This is a genomic window from Nocardia alni, assembly GCF_019038435.1.
Classification (GTDB): Bacteria; Actinomycetota; Actinomycetes; order Mycobacteriales; family Mycobacteriaceae; genus Nocardia; species Nocardia alni.
The window spans coordinates 1-15,955 of the sequence record NZ_JAGPOX010000188.1; the positions used below are offsets into that span (position 1 = coordinate 1).

Consider the following 15,955-nt stretch of genomic DNA (forward strand, 5'->3'; position numbering starts at 1 on the left):
CGGTGTGGTCGCGGCCGTGCATTGAGACCGGTTTTGGGTGTGGTGTCGGGGCGGGTGGCGGGGAGAACCGGCCTCCCGGTGCATTTTTGGGGCGTATTCGTCGGACACCAGGGTTTCGTGGCGGAAAAATGCGGCGGGGAGGCCGGGTATCGCGTGGGGGGTGCGGGTCTGCACGCACCGTGTGGTTCGGCGTGGTGGTCGTGCACCAGCGCGTGGCGGGTTGTCGGTGTGGTTTCGAGTCGGTGCCGGAGCACCGGCCTCCCGCTGCATTCTGTGGGGGTGATTGTCCGGGACCGGAGTTTCGGGGCCGAAAAATGCAGCGATAGGCCGGATTGGCGTTCGGGATTCGCCGAGCTTGGCGATGATGTACGTGATATTCCCGTACGAACCCTCCATTGTTCTGCACGTTGGGGGCGGATCCACTGGGGGATAGTGGATCCTGGCGAAGCGCATGCCGGAACGGCGGGGCTCCGAGAGCATGGCGGCGTGATGGTGTGCCGAGAGCGTGCCTGGCTAGGACGGCGAATTCGGACGGTATTCGTCGGGCTGCCGGACGGCGCCGCCAATCTCTCCGGCGCGATCCGGGATTGGTGAATTCCGACGGCACCGGGCACGGCGATCACCACGCTGGACCTGCCGATCTGGTTGCGACCTGCGCCCGATGCGGCATTGTCGGCGGCGCTGGATTTGCGGTCCGAATTCGTCGGTGCGATAGGGGCTGTCGAGGCAGTGTCGTCCGAATCCACCGTTCTAACGCGTCCGAATCTACCGATCTAGCCACAGGCCGGGGTGACGGGTGCCGAATGTGTGCCTGTCCATTGCCAGCCGACTGGCATATCCGCCACGTGCCTGGCGCACCGCAGGTCACGGACCATTCTGCGGCACCGCTTCAGACGGACCGACGTTGCCGAACACCTGACGCACCGCACGCTCATCCGCGAGAATCTTTCGTCGGCTCAATTGGCAACGGACAGTGCCGGGGTGACAGGGTCCGTGCGGATGCCGCGTAGGCAAATCGGGATCGCGGCGCGCTCAGCGGAGGGCGGGGATTACCTCGCGTTCGAACAACTCGATGCCGGAGGTGTCGTATGCGGCGTCGGGGAAGTTGACGATGGTGTAGTCCAGGCCCAGATCGCGTATTCGCTGGAGGTTTTCGATGATCTGCTCTGGTGTGCCGACGCCGGGGGCGACACGGTATTGCTGTTCGACTTGGGCCGCGGCCTTTTCCGCGCCCAGCACCGGGGTCCAGCGGGCTTTCAGGGCCTCCAGGCGCTCGTCGATCTCGGCGCGGGTGGAGCCGGTGACGACGTGGATGTTGGCGCTGCGGGTGATGGCGTCGAAGTCGGTGCCTACCGCGGCGCAGTGCTTGCGCAGCAGTTCGGACTTGTGCGCGAAACCCTCCGGGTCGATGGTGAAGTTGGTGTACTTGGCGTACTTCGCGGCGATGCGCAGGGTCACCTTTTCCCCGCCGCCGGCGATCCAGAGCGGAATCCCGCCCTCCTGCAACGGAAGTGGGCGCACGATCGCGTTGTCGACCTGATAGTGCTTGCCGTCCAGGGTGGCCTGGCCGGTGGTCCAGGCCTGGCGGAAGATCTGCACGCCCTCGTCCAGGCGTCCCAGACGCTCACCGGCGGAAGGGAATCCGTAGCCGTAGGCGCGCCACTCCTGCTCGTACCAGCCGCCGCCGATGCCCATTTCGACACGGCCGCCGGAGACCAGGTCGACCGTGGCCGCGACCTTCGCCAGATAGGCCGGATTGCGGTAACTCATCGCGGTGCACATCTGGCCCAGGCGGATACGATCGGTGCTGGCGGCGAACGCGGACATCAGCGTCCACGCCTCGTGGGTGGCCTCCGTCGTGGGCTCGGGCACGGTATGGAAGTGGTCGAACACCCACAGCGACTCCCAATCCGGGTTGGCGTCGGCGCGCCGGGCCAGATCGCGCATCACCGTCCACTGCTGTGCGGGGTCGATATCGACCAGGTCGAGCCGCCAGCCCTGCGGGATGAAGATGCCGAAGCGCACGGAGTTACTCCTTGCCTGTTGATCGGGGCCCGCGGGAGTAGGCGGGCTGTCGCAATACTGAATCTACTGTCCGGTTTGGAGACGTCGGTGACAACGTCCCGTCCGGCCGGTGGATTCCCGCGTGCGGCCCCCGAAAAATCAGGCGTCAGTCGTCATCGGTCGGTGCGGCCCGGGGCCAGGCGCGCCCGCTCGAGGGCAGTGCCGTCGGGTCGGTGGTGAGCACCTGCGGTTGCCTGCCGCCTGCCAGGGGGACGGCCACGGCCGCATCGGCCTTGCCGCGGTCGTCCAGTTCGGCGACGCCGACCAGCACGATCAGCATCATGGTGACCAGGGTGACGGTCATGATCAGCGGGGTCAGCAACTGCATCGGGTCCACGCCGCCGGACATGGGCATACCGCCCATATCCTGGGCGGGCCTGGTCGCCGACAGCGACGCCATGCCCGTGTAGTGCATGCCGGTGACGGCCACGCCCATGATCACCGCCGCGCCCATGGTGGCGGGGAAGCCCTGCACGTGCAGCATGAACCAGAACGCCGCGGTCGCCGCGACGACCGCGATCAGCACCGACAGCACCACGGTGCCGGTGTTGTAGTGCATGGTGACGTCGGATTTCATCGCGGCCATGCCCATGTAGTGCATGCCCGCGACGCCGATACCGGTGATCGCGCCGCCGATCGGCAGTGCCAGCATCTCCCGCCGCCAGCGCACCACGAGCGACAGCCCGACCCACACCACCGCGATCGCCAGGACCGCACTGCCCAAGGTCAGCGGGATGTCGTAGCGAATCGAGGCGCCGTGAATGGAGAAGCCGAGCATCGCGGTGAAGTGCATGACCCAGATGCCCGCGCCGCCCAGCGCGATCGCCGCGGCGACGAGCCAGCCGCCGGGCCGCTGCGAATTGCGCGCGTGGAACGCACACCGTAGTCCGAGTACCGAGCCGATGACAGACATGATGTAGGCCAAAACCGGTGTCACCCAGCCGTAGCTGAAGTGATCAATTACAAGCACGTGGTACTCCGTCTGATACTGAACAAGCGATGCAGGGACCCTAGTTCAACTAGCGAGGTATGTGAAGCTGATCATTTACCCGAGCAAGTACGCCGGGGTGACGATCGGTTTGGTGTTTCGTACGAAATCGCGGCGTGCCTCGTGGTAGGGCTCGTTCGGCGCGTAGAAATTGCGATGCATCTGCGTCAACTCCTCTTCCCGGTACGCCGCAAGGGGCTTGACGGCTTCGTCGGCGCTGCGGCGCTGCTTCTTGGCCAGGAGACGTTCGGCCAGTTCGGGTGCGGCGGCCAGGGCGGCGGCAGCCTCGCGCGCCCAGTCCCAGAATTCCTCGACGCTGCCGGGGATGGCACGGTCGACCAGGCCGAGCGCGACGGCCTCGCGGGCGCCGACCGGCAGGGTGGTGCGGGTGAGGCGCTCGGCCTCGACGGCGCCGACCCGCCGGGGCAGGCTGTAGGTCCAGTACTCGGAGCCGTACAGGCCCATCAGGCGGTAGTGCGGGTTGAGTACGACCGCCTCACGGCACCAGACCTCGTCGGCCGCCAGCGACAGCATCACCCCGCCCGCGGCGGCGTTGCCGGTGATGGCGGAGATGACGAGTTTGTCGGTGGTGGTGAGGATGGCCTCGACCAGGTCGTCCATGGCGGTGATGTTGTGCCAGGACTCCTGCGCGGGGTCGGCGGCGGCCTCGATCACGTTCAAATGGATTCCGTTGGAGAAGAAGTCGCGGGCCGGGCCCAGGACCAGCACGTCGATCGGGCGGCGGCAGGCCTGGCGGTAGGCGTTCAGCAGCCGGCGGCACTGGCGGGTGTCCATCGCGCCGCCGGAGAACGCGAATTCCAGGTAGCCGACCGAGCCGTGTTCGCGGTAGCGCAACTCGGACCAGGTGTTCCGGGCCGCGGCCTCGGCCGGGGTGACCGGGACCTCGACGACGTCGGCCAGCGCCGTGCCCAGCACGTCGGCGGCGGGACGTTTGAACGCGGCCGTTCCGGTCGCGACGGCGCCGGGAACCTTGCGCGGGCGCAACTGCGGGATCCACACCGCGCCGTCGACGGTGGCGCGGCAGATCGCGCCGTCGCGGGTGGCGATGATCGCGCCGGGCACGCCCCGCAGTTGATCCTCGAAATGCCCGCCGTGCAGGAAGTATTCGCGGTCGAACAGGGTATCCACGATGCCGGGCTGGGAGTCGGCGGCGCGGAGTTTGCGCAGCACCGTCTCGGTGGTGTCGGTGGACCAGTCGATGCGGCGGAACTCCTGCGAGTGGTAGGGCCGCAGCTGTCCCCGCACGTCGGGACGGTCGTAGTCGAGGGGTTCGGGGGTGTAGGCGCCGCCGGCGAAGCGCTCCACGGCCAGCAGGACCGCGCGCACGGCGGCGTCGGCGACCTCGTTGCGGTAGAGCTCGCTCTTGCCGCAGGGGCGGATCGGGAATGTCTCGGTGGCCCAGATCGGCCCGGCGTCCATCTCGGCGACCGCCTGCAGGACGGTCACCCCCCACTCGGTGAAGCCCTCGGAAATCGCCCAGTCCAGCGAGGACGGGCCGCGGTCGCCCATCGGACCCGGATGCACGATCAGGACGGGGTGCTCGCGCCACACGTCGTCCGGGATCGCGGCGGTGAGCATGGGGCACAGGATCAGATCGGGGCGGAAGTCCGCTACGCGGGCCCGCAGCGAGTCGTCGCCGAGGGCCAGTTCGACGCCGATCTGGTGTCGGTCGTGCAGCTCGGTGTGGACGCGCTGGGTGAGGCTGTTGAAAGCACTGGCGACCAGCAGGATGCGCACGGTACTCCTCCATCAGGGCTGTTTCGTCGAGGTCGCACCCGATGTGGGTGTTGGTTCAGACAGAAACTAGCCAAGTGGCGCGCAAGATGCATCTTTGCGAATGCTATACGGCGTACGCATGACTGGCGTGTCGGACGGGTGAGTTCGGTTGGCCGCCAAGCTATCCGAGGGCGACCAAGATCGCATTTCTGGCATCGGTTATTGGCAGGTTATCGGCGATCGAAGGGTTGATGTTGTCACATAAGGGAAGTCCGGGCGTATTTGCGCGGGCGCCACAGGGTGACCGGATGGTTGGGTTGGGTCGATGGCATCCTGTCGGCAATCGGCAATGGCGCAATCGGGGCGTTAATTTTTCGCTGAGGTCTCCAGCAGTGAGAACAACCTGCACGGTTGTCCCGTTTTGCGCGGCCGCGCATTTCCGGTGTACCGGTTGTGAACTGCGGTTTCTCTGGAATTCGCCAAGGGCTGGTCAGGTAAGGCGTGCGGTGGTGATGGAGCGGGCCAGAGACACTACGCTTGTGATGGCATCTTCGGGGGATAATCCGCATAAATCGGTGAGTGTGAAGAACGCCTCGGCGCTCATGATGACTGCGAGATCTTGTCGCAATTGCGTCAGCGACGTAGGCGTGAGCTTCGCAACGGTGTGTGAGTCCGGACCGGGCGCTTCGGTGGGGTTCGCCGGTGGGGTGAGCGGGGCGAGCGCGGCATCGATGAGGCCGAGTCGATAGGCGGGCCGAATCGCCTCGGCGGGGCGGGCGAACGCGGCGGCTATCGTCGCGCGAACCGCGGGAGTGTGCGCGTGGGTGTGCCGCAGCAGGACCTCGGTGGCGTGCGCGACGCGGTCGGCGGGATCGGTCACGTCCGCGATCGGAGCCATGACATACGCTGCGCCGGGCCAGGATTCCTGCATCGCCTCGCGCAACAGCGAGGGCAGATCGGGGAAGTAGCGGTACGCGGTGGCCTCGGAGACTCGCGCGGCCCGCGCGACGGCGGGCATGGTGGCCTCTTCGCCGGAGTCGATGAGTGTCCCGGCCGCGTCGAGAATTGCCCGGCGGGTGCGCTCCTTCTGGTTCGAGCGGCCGTTCGCGGGTCCGCGGGCTGTTTGGTTCTCAGGGGCGGTTGTCTTGTCGGTCGCGGGCTGTCCGGGCATGTGTGCACCTCCGTTGCTGGTTTCTGCGAGCTTACTCTCTTCATGAGAGAGCACTTGCATGAGATCGGGCACGGGTCTACGGTTGGTGAGAGTTCACTCTTACGAACGAGGAGTTATCCCGAATGATCACCTATTCCATCCCGGTTCCCGGGCTCGGCATCGTCCCGGTCACCCTCACCGAGGCCGGTCCCGCCGACGGGCCGGTGACTCTGCTGCTGCACGGCGGTGCGGGCCCGCAGTCCGTCCTCGACTTCGGCGCACGCCTCGCCGAGGAGCGGGGCGCGCGCGTGCTGACCCCCGTCCATCCCGGATTCGGGGGCACCCCCCGGCCCGAGGCGCTGCACACGATCGGCGGACTCGCCCGGCTCTACGCGAGCCTGCTGGACGAACTCGACGTCAGCGAGGTCGGCGTGATCGGCAATTCGATCGGCGGATGGATCGCCGCCGAGCTGGCCACGCTGGGCAGTGCGCGGATCGACCGCGTCGCACTGGTCGGCGCGGTCGGACTCGAGGTGCCGGGATATACCCCGGTCGATTTCTTCTCCCTGCCGCTGAGCGAGGTCGCCGACTACAGCTACCACGAGCCCGACAAGTTCCGGATCGATCCGTCGAGCTTCACACCCGAACAGCAGGCGATCGGGGCCGCGAACCGGGCCGCGCTGGCCACCTACGGCGGGGCCGAGATGGTCGATCCCGCACTCGGCGGGCGACTGGGTGCGGTCAAGGTTCCGGTTCTCGTGATCTCCGGCGAGAGCGACCGGATCGCGCCGCCGGACCTCGGCCGCGCGTTCGCCGCCGCAATACCGGGCGCACGATTTCAGCTGTTGACCGAGACCGGGCACCTGCCCCAGCTGGAGACGCCCGACGCACTGTCGGCGGCACTGGCGGCGTTCGACAAGGAGACAGCGGCGCACGATGCATGAGCACAGCGAAAATACCGTGGGCACAGGTGATTCCACGAGCGACCCGGGACGCGCGCACGACGGGGCCCCGCGGCGTGAGGTGACGATCGTCGGCTCCGAGAATGCCGAGGTCGCGCTGTCCGGGCCGGTGGTCCTGCGCATCCTCGAAGACGGCGAGAACACCGGGCATCGGCTGGGAGTGGCCGAGATCGAGATCGCACCGCACATCGAAGGGCCGCCACAGCATCGGCACGCCCGGCACGACGAGGGTTTCTACGTGGTGTCCGGGAGGGTGCGATTCACCGTCGGCACAACCGATTACGACGCCGGCCCGCGCACCCTGGTCATGGTCCCGCCCGGCGCACCGCACACCTTCGCCAATCCCTTCGACGAGCCCGCGGTCATGCTCAACACCTTCACCCCGGATCTGTACGTGCAGTACTTCCGCGACCTGCGCACCATGATCGAAGCGGGCCACCCGCCGACCCCGCAGGAGGTGATCGGGGTCATGGCGCGGTATGCGACCGAACCCGCCACCGATTACGCGCACTGACGGTGGTGCGCTCTGCAGAGTCCGGCCATGCGATCCGATCTTGAAGCGGTGTGTGTCCTGTACGGCGCACACTGCCGGGCACGGTCCTCGGAGGGATCGCACAGCCCGCCGGAAGGCATATCGCTCTGCTCGAGCGATATCGGAAATTGCATCGTGACCTGCCTGGTTGTGATCGGGGAGGGTCTCTGTACAGTCCCGGATGGTTGGAATTTGCTATTCTGTCCCGCCGAACCGGGTTGTCGCCGAACAGTTCTCCGCTAGGTGCCGTCTCCGGGTGTGCAACACGACTGCTGCCGCCACGGATTCTGTTGGCGGACCCGAAGCGTCGCGGTCGGTTCGATGGAACGATGAGGCGCAACCGACGCGAGGATGTAGATGACGCACGACGAGCACGGAACCGGGAGGACTGGGGCCGTGACGGTCTCCGATCTCGCGCCCGTACAGACTGAGCCGGCAGAGAATGCGGCGCCGCGAAAGGTGAAGCGACCGTACCTGTATCAGGCCGATCTGTTCCGCGTCGTCACCTTCGCCTGCGTCATCGCGGACCACGTGATCAGTGGTTGCTCCGCACCGGACACGGTGCCCGCGAAGGGCTTGGAGATGCTGCTGCATTTCACTCGCCTGGCGTTCTTCGCGCTGACCGGATTCGTGCTGGTCTATCAGTACGCGCGCCGGCCTTTCACGGCGACCTCCTTCTGGCGGCGGCGATTCGCCCTGGTCGGAATCCCGTACGTGGTCTGGTCGGTGTTCTACTGGGCGTACGCGCTCTACCTCGGAATATGGCATCTGTCGATCGGGCAGGCCCTGTGGCAGCTGGTCGTCGAGCTCGCGACCGGCAACGCCTGGTATCAGATGTACTTCCTGCTGGTCACCATGCAGGTGTATCTGCTGTTCCCGCTGATCATGAAGCTGCTGAACGCGACCGAGGGGTATCACAAGTGGGTGCTGGCCGTCTGCGCGGTGCTGCAGGTCGTGTTCATGTGGTTGTTCGTGCATCCGCCGGTGCTCACCGGATTCCTCGCCGACGTCTGGGGCCGCATCTATGTCGTGGTGATCGCCTATCCGCTGTTCGTGATGCTGGGCGCCGTCGCCGCGTGGCATCTGGACGCGGTGAGTCAGGCCGTGCGCCGGTTCGGTCCCTGGATCGTCACGGCCACGGTCGTGGCCACGCTGCTGACGGAGCTGGACTATCTGCGCGGGACCCACAACGGCATACCGCCGATGCAGGCCAGCAATATCTTCCTGCCACACATGATCGTCTTCTTCGTGCTGGTCATCGCGGGACAGTACACAGTGAGCTGTTGGTGGGCCTCGCGGCGGCGGCCGGACTCGTTCGCCTCCCGCGCGGTGTCCTACGGCTCCGACCGGTCGTTCGCGGTATTCCTGTTGCACCCGTTGGCATTGCAAATCCTGGCGCCGTACATCCTGCCCTGGGAGGCCGGCATCGGAATGCTCTGGACCACGGCTATCGTGTACCTGCTGGTCCTGGCGATGTCCCTGGCGGGCGCGGAGATCACGCGCCGGGTTCCCGGCAGCATGTGGCTCAACGGGCGTCCGATGATCCGCACCGACTACGCCGGTCTTGTCCGGCGGGCCTTTGGCAAGCCCGCCGCCAGTGAATCACGCGGGTGACGCGGGCTCCCGGGAAATTCCCAGGAGGGTGTCGTGCCGTTCGTGCGCGAGATCCGGGGATCGACCTCGAGGTTGTCGACCGGGCCGATCTACCGGGTGCGGATAAGGTTGAGGTCCTATGACAGCACACAGTGATTCTGCGGACCTGTCCGGACGGTCGGCGCTGGTGACCGGCGGTGCGGCCGGGATCGGGGCGGCGTGTGCGCGGGAGCTGGCCGCGCGCGGTGCGGCCGTCACCGTCGCCGACATCGACGGCGACGCCGCCGCGGCTCTGGCGCGCGAGATCGGCGGCGCCGCCTGGGCGGTCGATCTGATGGATGTGGCCGCGCTCGAGGATCTGCGCTTGGAGACCGACATTCTGGTCAACAACGCGGGCATCCAAACTGTCAGCTCCATCGAGGATTTCGTCCCCGCCCGGTTCCACGACATGCTCATGCTGATGGTCGAGGCGCCGTTCCTGCTGGTGCGCGCGGCGCTGCCGTCCATGTACGCGAACGAGTTCGGGCGGATCGTGAACATCTCCTCGGTGCACGGGATTCGCGCGTCGGCGTACAAATCCGCGTACGTCACCGCCAAGCACGCCCTCGAGGGGCTGTCCAAGGCGACCGCGCTCGAGGGTGGCCCGCACGGCGTGACCAGCAACTGCATCAATCCCGGCTACGTGCGAACCGCGTTGGTGGACAAGCAGATCGCCGATCAGGCCGCCGCGCACGGCATCGCCGAGCAGGAGGTCGTTGAGAAGGTGCTGCTGACCGAGAGTGTGATCAAACGGCTCATCGAACCCGGCGAGGTCGCGTCCCTGGTGGGTTGGCTGGTCTCCGCGTACGCCGGCATGGTCACCGGTTCGTCGTATGTGATGGACGGCGGTTGGAGCGCTCGCTGAGCGGTTGGCGGGTTCTTCACGTCAGCGGGGGAGCCGATGTCCGTCGAGGGTCTGGACCGGTGGCTGCGCTCTGACGCATATGCCGCTGATTTTCGCGCGGGATTACCCAATGCGGTGGTGGCGGGGCTGCTGGCGGTGAGATCGCGCTGGTCGTCGCGTCGACCGTCGGAGGTCATGCGATCGGCCCGTGCGGATCGCCGGCGCCGGTTTCGATACCTGCGGCACATGGGGTTTCGCGGTGGCCCCTACTGGTGCGCGTAGCTGCGGAACAGGTATTTGTCCTTGCCGTTGCTGGAGGTCTTCAGGCCGGTGGTGAAGGCCATGATGAAGCTGTTCGGGATCGCTGGGGCGTACGCGTCGCCCTTGGTCTTCACGTATACCTCGGTGATCGAGATGACCGTCGCGAACTCCAGGGCCTCGGCGAAGATCTCCGCGCCGCCGAGTATCCACACCTCGTCCGGGTCGGTCAGCGCCAGGGCCTCGGGGATGGATCCGGCGCGTTCGGCGCCCGGGGCGTACCACTCGGGGTCGCGCGTGAGTACGACGGTCCGGCGATCGGGTGCGTTGCGCGCGGCCTCGGGCAGCGCGTCCCAGGTCTTGCGGCCCATGATGACCGTGCGCCCGCCGGTGATGGCCTGGAAATGCCGGACGTCCTCGGGGATCTCCCATGGGATGCCGCCGTTGGCGCCGATCACCCGGTCGGGGGTCTGCGACCAGATCAACCCGATCGTGCGCTTACCGGAGCCTGTGTCGGTGGTGCTGTCGCTCATCGAAGCTCACCTCCCTGGTACGCGATGCGCCCGTGGGCGCGCTCACCGAATAGTTTACCTTTGCTAACTATCTGAACGCGTGTCGGAAAGATCACCCGGGCCGCTCACCACCAACCCAGGATCGGCCGCAACGTCCGCTCCAGCGCGGGCGCCAGCGAGCGCGAGTAGGTCGCGGTCAGGTGGTGTTCGTCGTGGTAGATCAGGATATTGCCCGCAGAGACCGGACACACGTCCGGCGCGCAGACAGCGTCGGTGAGATCGATCGGGACCACGTTCGGGAATCGGGACGCCGGCGCGATCTCCGGGTCGACCGGATCCAGCGCGTAGTCCCGGGGCAGCCCGCATCCGCTGCTGGTGCCGCCGCGCGCGAGGCAGTCGGTGGCACGATAGCGCACCCCGTCCCTGCGCAGCCACGGCGTGTCGCGCATGGCCAGCACGTTCAGGCCGCGCTCGGACAGCTGCGACCACACGTCCAGGTAATCCTGCGGGGTCTCGTCCCCGACTCCATCGCGGGGCCGGGTGCCCGTGGTGAACACCCAGTCCGGGCGCTGCCGGCCGAGCAGATCGATCACCTGCCGGGACCAATCGCGGCAGTCCGGGATCGTCTGGCCCTTGTAGGAGACGTTGTCCGACACCGTCAGCGGACATCCCATCTTGAACATCACCCGCAGCCGGAACCGATGCCGGTGCGCCAGGATGTCCAGGGCGGGCAGCCAGTGCTCGGCGTGCGAACTGCCCACCACCGCGAGGGTGCGCGTCGCGGAGGTGTCGCCGTAGTCGCAGGTGATCAACGTGGTGGTGTCGAAGTCGGAGATACACCCGTCGGCGGTGGACTGCGGCACATCGTCCGGCGCTTCGAGCACGCTGGGCCGCATCCGCGCATGCGGCACCCGCACCCCCGAGGCCAGTGCCTCCCCACCGGGATACTCCAGGGGATTCAGAGACGTCGGCGGTCGCGGCGGATTCGCCCCCATGGCCACCCGCCATCCCCCGCTCACCGCGATCGCGAGCACGCCGAGCGTGGCTACCAGCGCACCCACTCGCCGTCGGTAGCGGATGTTCCCGCGACGAACTCCGGCTCGGCGGGCTGCCCCCGCGGTCGCCCGCGATGCGCGCTTCGAGGCACCGAAAGTCGCTGTGCTCGAAGCGGATTGCTCGTCAGGGATGGCGGACTCACGGAGCGCGCCGCGCGCGACGGACTGGATGGGCTTCTCGAGCGTGACGGACTCGACGGGCGCACTCGGGTGACCGTCGAGTACCTCTGTGCCGCTGGAATGTTCGAAGGAACTGGCTCTGCCGAACCGAGCAGACGCGGCTGGCTCGATATGCCCGCCGGGTGTGCCGGGCCGATCGGCGCCGACAGGCTCGACCGGGGCGGGCACGGCAGACTCGACCGGATTGGCATCGAACGCGTCTGCGGTACTGGCATGTTCGATCAAACTGGGCGTGCTGGGCTCGAGGGGCGCGGTGGATTGGACGTGCTCGACCGGTTGGGGGTCGAATGAGTTTGTGCTGCTGGAATGTTCGATCAAGCTGGGTTTGCCGGCCATGAGGGGGGTAACCGACTCGCCGGGCATGCCGGACTCGAGACGTGCGGCGTGCTCGATGAGTGCGGAGGGCACGAGGGCTGCGGTCGGCTGGACATGCTCGACTGGGCCGCTGGCGAATGCGTTTGTGCTGCTGGCATGTTCGATCACGCTGGACGGCGCGGACTTCAGGGACTCGGAGCGTTCGACTGGGTGGGTGTCCAATGGTTCTGTGCCGCTGGAACGTCCGATCGGGTTGTGTGTGCTGGAGTAGCCGGCGGATCTTGTGTGGTCGGGTGAGGTGCGCGTGCTGAGGGTGGGTGCGGCGTTGCTCGGCGAGCGCAGGCGCAAGGGTTCCTCTATCAAGTGGTGGGTGGCGTACGCCAGGACCAGTGATATTGCGATGACGGCGATGCCGCCGGCGAATCCTGCTGTGGGCGTGTCGCGTTCGGCCAGGAAGAAGATCAGGAATGGCCAGTGCCACAGGTACAGCGCGTAGCCCAGTGCACCCAGTTCGACTGTGGGGCGGGCGGCCAGATACCGCAGCAGGCGTGGGCGCGCGGGCGGGGCGAGGTTGTTGCCCGCGAGGATCAAGGCGGCGGTCGCGCCGACCGGGATCAGCGCGTACGGCCCGGGGAAGACCGCAGCGCCGTCGACCAGCCTGCCGCATACCGCCACCACCGCGAGTCCGGCGAGCGCCAGTATCGAACGCACCAGCCGAGGCGGTGAGAGCCACGGCGCCGCGAGTGCGAGCAGGGCGCCGGAAAGTAGCTCCCAGGCGCGCGCGAACGAGTCGTAGTAGTTCCAGCCCTGCTGGTTGTCCACCCCGTGCCTGGCGTACAGGAACGACGACACGGTCAGCACGCCCAGCAATACCAGCAGAGCCGGACGCAACGCCCCGGGCCGCCGCATCCGTCGACAGACCCACGCCGCCCCCGCCAGCAGCACGGTGATCGCCAGATAGAACTGCCCCTGCACCGACATCGACCACAGATGCTGCAACGGACTCACCGACGGATCGGCGGCCAGATAATCCGACCAGCCCATCGCCAGATGCCAGTTCTGGTAGTAGAACAGCGAGGCCAGCGTCTGATCGGCGACATCACCCCACTGGGTGATCGGCCGCAGCGCCACCGTCGCGACCACCACCGCGGCGAGCACAACCACCAGCGCCGGAAGCAGCCGCCGCAGCGTGCGCAGCACAGTGAACCCGACCCGCACCGAGCCCGATTCGGCCTGCCGCACCAGCAGCCCGGTGAAGAAATACCCGGACAACACCAAAAACACGTCCACACCACCGGACACCCGCCCGAACCACACGTGAAAGACCACAACCAGCGCGATCGCAACACCCCGCAATCCATCCAGATCGAGGCGATACACATTCGCGCGAGCCACCGGCGCACGTCCGACTCCGATAGACCCCACCGAGCACTCCGCCCCCGTGGACGGGCCGCCCGGACTGCTTACCGGGCCGCTCGAGTCGTCGGCAGTACCGCGGGAATACACGCCCGGAGGAATGCGCCCCGTTTCCCGAGAGCTCTCGCCCCTCGCGCCCGCCGCTGGGCCACCTGTGCGCCGATACGAGGTAACCAGATTTGCGTCCGCCCCGGCTGGTATGCCGCACGTGCGTCGATCCGAGTCGACCGCATGACTTTCCGGTCCGTTCAGGATTCCGATGTACCGAGCTGAGTCTTCTGCCGCTGCGTCCGCCTCGGCGGGCGATGCGCTGGGGTGCTGGTCCAAGGTGGCTGAACCGCTTCCCAGTCCGTTCGGGTCTTCGTCAGGAACGCCGGAATGCGGGGTCGCGGCAATCTCGACAGTATGTGGGTCCGGGGGAGTGCAGCCCGTTCCCGAGGGGCTCTGGGTGTCCGCATCACTCGCGCTCACCGTCGGGCCGCTGGAACGTCCATCTGCCGCATCGCTCGAGGGCTCGGATGGGGCGCTGAAATATCGGCTTGGGACAGTACGGTCGTTTGCCGGGCGACTGTCGGGTGGTGTATCCGACCTTTTCGCTGAGTCGCTCCACGACGCTGGCCTGTCGTTCCCTCCGGTCGCGGGCGGTGCGGTGCGTGGCGTCTGTGATTCTCTCGAACGACGCATCACCGCGGATGACACCCCCGTGGCCGCACGGTGGATTCCCCACGTTGCGCGAGGGCAGCGTCGTGTCGTGCGGTAATTCGTCGACGGGTCGCGATGATTCCGAGAGGGACAGACCTGGGGTGCTCAGGCTCCCCAGGGGGCGTGGCAACTCTCCAGCATCGGGAGCGTGCGGGGATCTCCGGTAGGTGCGCAGTGGTTGCCTCGGACGCGAGGTGGGGCATCCAGGCTGCACACATCATCGAGGGAACCGGCACAGCCATTCTCTTACCATGCTGCGGGAAGGCGGGTCCAGCAGCCGCGCGACCCGCCAGCGCATCGACGGCTATTCGATGCGGCCGGCGGGTCGGGTGTGGATCAGCTGTTGGCGTTGCCTGCCTGCCAGGTGGACCACGGGACTTCCCAGTCACCGTAGGTATCCCAGACGGGCAGGGAGGGACCGCCGGAGTTGGTGACCTCGACGACGTCGCCGATGCCGAAGTGATCGTAGAACCACTGGGCGTTGGCGGGTGAGAGGTTCACGCAGCCGTGTGAGACGTTGCTACTGCCCTGCTGGCCGACCGACCAGGGCGCGGAGTGCACGAATTCACCGTCGTTGGAGATCCGTTCGTCCAGGTAGACCGTCTCTTTGTAGTAGCCGGCCTGGCCCTGGCAGGTGCCGTACGTGCACGAGTCCATGACGATCGAGGGCTGCTTGTCGGAGATGATGTGCGGGCCCTCGTGCGACGGGAAGCCGGGCGAACCCAGGCTCATCGGCATCTGGTTGATCTGCTTGCCGTTGTCGAAGATGGTCAGCTGATCGCTGCTGCCGTCGGCCTTGGCCACCATCGCGTCGTGCACGGTGTAGTCGGCGCTGTTGTTCTCCGCACCCAGCACCCCGTCACCCAGGTCCAGGCCCACCACATCCGCCTCGATGTGGATCTTGGTGCCCGGCAGCCAGTAGTTCGGGCCGCGGTAGTGCACGTCCTTGTCGTCGACCCAGTACCACGCGCCGGGCTGCGGCGGAGTAACGGTGACGTGCAGGTGCTTCTGCACCTCGGCCTTGTTGCTGACCGGCTTCGTGAACTGGAACACCATCGGCTGACCGACGCCGATTCCGGTCTGGGAGACCACGTCGGGCGCGGGCACCACGTTGGCGTAGGCGGTGTGCCCGGCCGGGGCCGGGATCGTGGCGACCGTGAAGGTCTGCTTGTTGTGCGTGCCCTGGGGGTTCACCGCGTCGGCGGTGACGGTGTAGGTGGCGCCGAACGTCAGCGGGTCGGTGTTGGTCCACGACAGCTGATCGGAGGTGAGCGCGCCGGCGATGTTGTTACCGCTGCCGTCGGCGACTGTCACCGTGCTCAGGTGGCCGTTGCTGACATGGACGGCGATCGGCTGACTCGGGTTGATCGGAGTCGTGCCCGAGTTCTGCACGGTGATCGCCGCCGGAGGCGGCGCGGGCGAGGTGGTGGCATGCCCGCCGGCCAGGCTGTTCGAGCCGGAATGACCCAGTAGCGCCACCGCGCCGCCCGCGATCACCACGACGATGACGATGGCCGCGGCGATCAGAATCCACTTCGTCCGGCCACCGCCCGAGCCGGAGCCGCCCGAGAGCGTTTTGGGCGGGGGTGCGGCCGGGGGGACCGATCC

At 67.2% G+C, this 15,955-nt stretch carries 11 protein-coding genes; 4 read left to right on the plus strand and 7 right to left on the minus strand.

The features are described from left to right. Positions 1-1,032 precede the first annotated feature (1,032 nt). The 4 genes from JZ791_RS39840 to JZ791_RS39855 form a co-directional block, all read right to left on the minus strand. The gene (locus JZ791_RS39840) at positions 1,033-2,025 is read right to left on the minus strand and encodes an LLM class F420-dependent oxidoreductase (protein ID WP_216902457.1); all 993 of its coding nucleotides are present in this window, start codon (positions 2,023-2,025) and stop codon (positions 1,033-1,035) included. Positions 2,026-2,170: 145 nt separating this feature from the next. Continuing rightward, positions 2,171-3,034: an MHYT domain-containing protein gene (locus JZ791_RS39845; protein ID WP_308163399.1), complete on the minus strand. Its 864-nt coding sequence runs from the start codon at positions 3,032-3,034 to the stop codon at positions 2,171-2,173. A 75-nt stretch (positions 3,035-3,109) separates the two neighbouring features. Further along, positions 3,110-4,810: a hydrogenase maturation protein gene (locus tag JZ791_RS39850; RefSeq protein ID WP_308163400.1), complete on the minus strand. Its 1,701-nt coding sequence runs from the start codon at positions 4,808-4,810 to the stop codon at positions 3,110-3,112. A 469-nt stretch (positions 4,811-5,279) separates the two neighbouring features. Beyond that, positions 5,280-5,960 (minus strand): TetR/AcrR family transcriptional regulator, encoded by a 681-nt coding sequence (locus JZ791_RS39855; protein ID WP_216902458.1) that lies wholly within the window; start codon positions 5,958-5,960, stop codon positions 5,280-5,282. Positions 5,961-6,082: 122 nt separating this feature from the next. Between JZ791_RS39855 and JZ791_RS39860 the strand changes: the two genes are divergently transcribed. The 4 genes from JZ791_RS39860 to JZ791_RS39875 all read left to right on the plus strand — a co-directional run bounded on the left by JZ791_RS39860 (position 6,083) and on the right by JZ791_RS39875 (position 9,930). Beyond that, on the plus strand, positions 6,083-6,883 hold the full coding sequence (locus JZ791_RS39860; protein WP_216902459.1) for an alpha/beta fold hydrolase: 801 nt from the start codon (positions 6,083-6,085) through the stop codon (positions 6,881-6,883). Continuing rightward, complete coding sequence (locus tag JZ791_RS39865; RefSeq protein WP_216902460.1) at positions 6,876-7,415, plus strand: cupin domain-containing protein; 540 nt, start codon at positions 6,876-6,878, stop codon at positions 7,413-7,415. The genes JZ791_RS39860 and JZ791_RS39865 overlap by 8 nt, the downstream gene beginning before the upstream one ends. Before the next feature lie 477 nt (positions 7,416-7,892). Then, positions 7,893-9,047, plus strand: a complete 1,155-nt coding sequence (locus JZ791_RS39870; protein ID WP_216902461.1) for an acyltransferase — start codon at positions 7,893-7,895, stop codon at positions 9,045-9,047. 118 nt (positions 9,048-9,165) lie between these two features. Then, complete coding sequence (locus JZ791_RS39875) at positions 9,166-9,930, plus strand: SDR family NAD(P)-dependent oxidoreductase (protein WP_216902463.1); 765 nt, start codon at positions 9,166-9,168, stop codon at positions 9,928-9,930. A 245-nt stretch (positions 9,931-10,175) separates the two neighbouring features. Here JZ791_RS39875 and JZ791_RS39880 read toward each other — a convergent pair whose 3' ends face one another. The 3 genes from JZ791_RS39880 to JZ791_RS39890 form a co-directional block, all read right to left on the minus strand. Beyond that, positions 10,176-10,700, minus strand: coding sequence for a dihydrofolate reductase (locus tag JZ791_RS39880; protein ID WP_216902465.1), 525 nt, complete (start codon positions 10,698-10,700; stop codon positions 10,176-10,178). Positions 10,701-10,804: 104 nt separating this feature from the next. Further along, the gene (locus JZ791_RS47270; protein WP_438804614.1) at positions 10,805-13,654 is read right to left on the minus strand and encodes an SGNH hydrolase domain-containing protein; all 2,850 of its coding nucleotides are present in this window, start codon (positions 13,652-13,654) and stop codon (positions 10,805-10,807) included. 1,029 nt (positions 13,655-14,683) lie between these two features. Continuing rightward, on the minus strand, positions 14,684-15,877 hold the full coding sequence (locus tag JZ791_RS39890; protein WP_438804615.1) for a L,D-transpeptidase: 1,194 nt from the start codon (positions 15,875-15,877) through the stop codon (positions 14,684-14,686). Positions 15,878-15,955 lie beyond the last annotated feature (78 nt).

Bases quoted from the DNA above. Each gene is read 5' to 3' on its own strand.
- JZ791_RS39880 (WP_216902465.1), bottom strand. From the start codon at position 10,700: ATGAGCGACAGCACCACCGACACAGGCTCCGGTAAGCGCACGATCGGG.
- JZ791_RS39865 (WP_216902460.1), top strand. From the start codon at position 6,876: ATGCATGAGCACAGCGAAAATACCGTGGGCACAGGTGATTCCACGAGC.
- JZ791_RS39860 (WP_216902459.1), top strand. From the start codon at position 6,083: ATGATCACCTATTCCATCCCGGTTCCCGGGCTCGGCATCGTCCCGGTC.
- JZ791_RS39855 (WP_216902458.1), bottom strand. From the start codon at position 5,960: ATGCCCGGACAGCCCGCGACCGACAAGACAACCGCCCCTGAGAACCAA.
- JZ791_RS39875 (WP_216902463.1), top strand. From the start codon at position 9,166: ATGACAGCACACAGTGATTCTGCGGACCTGTCCGGACGGTCGGCGCTG.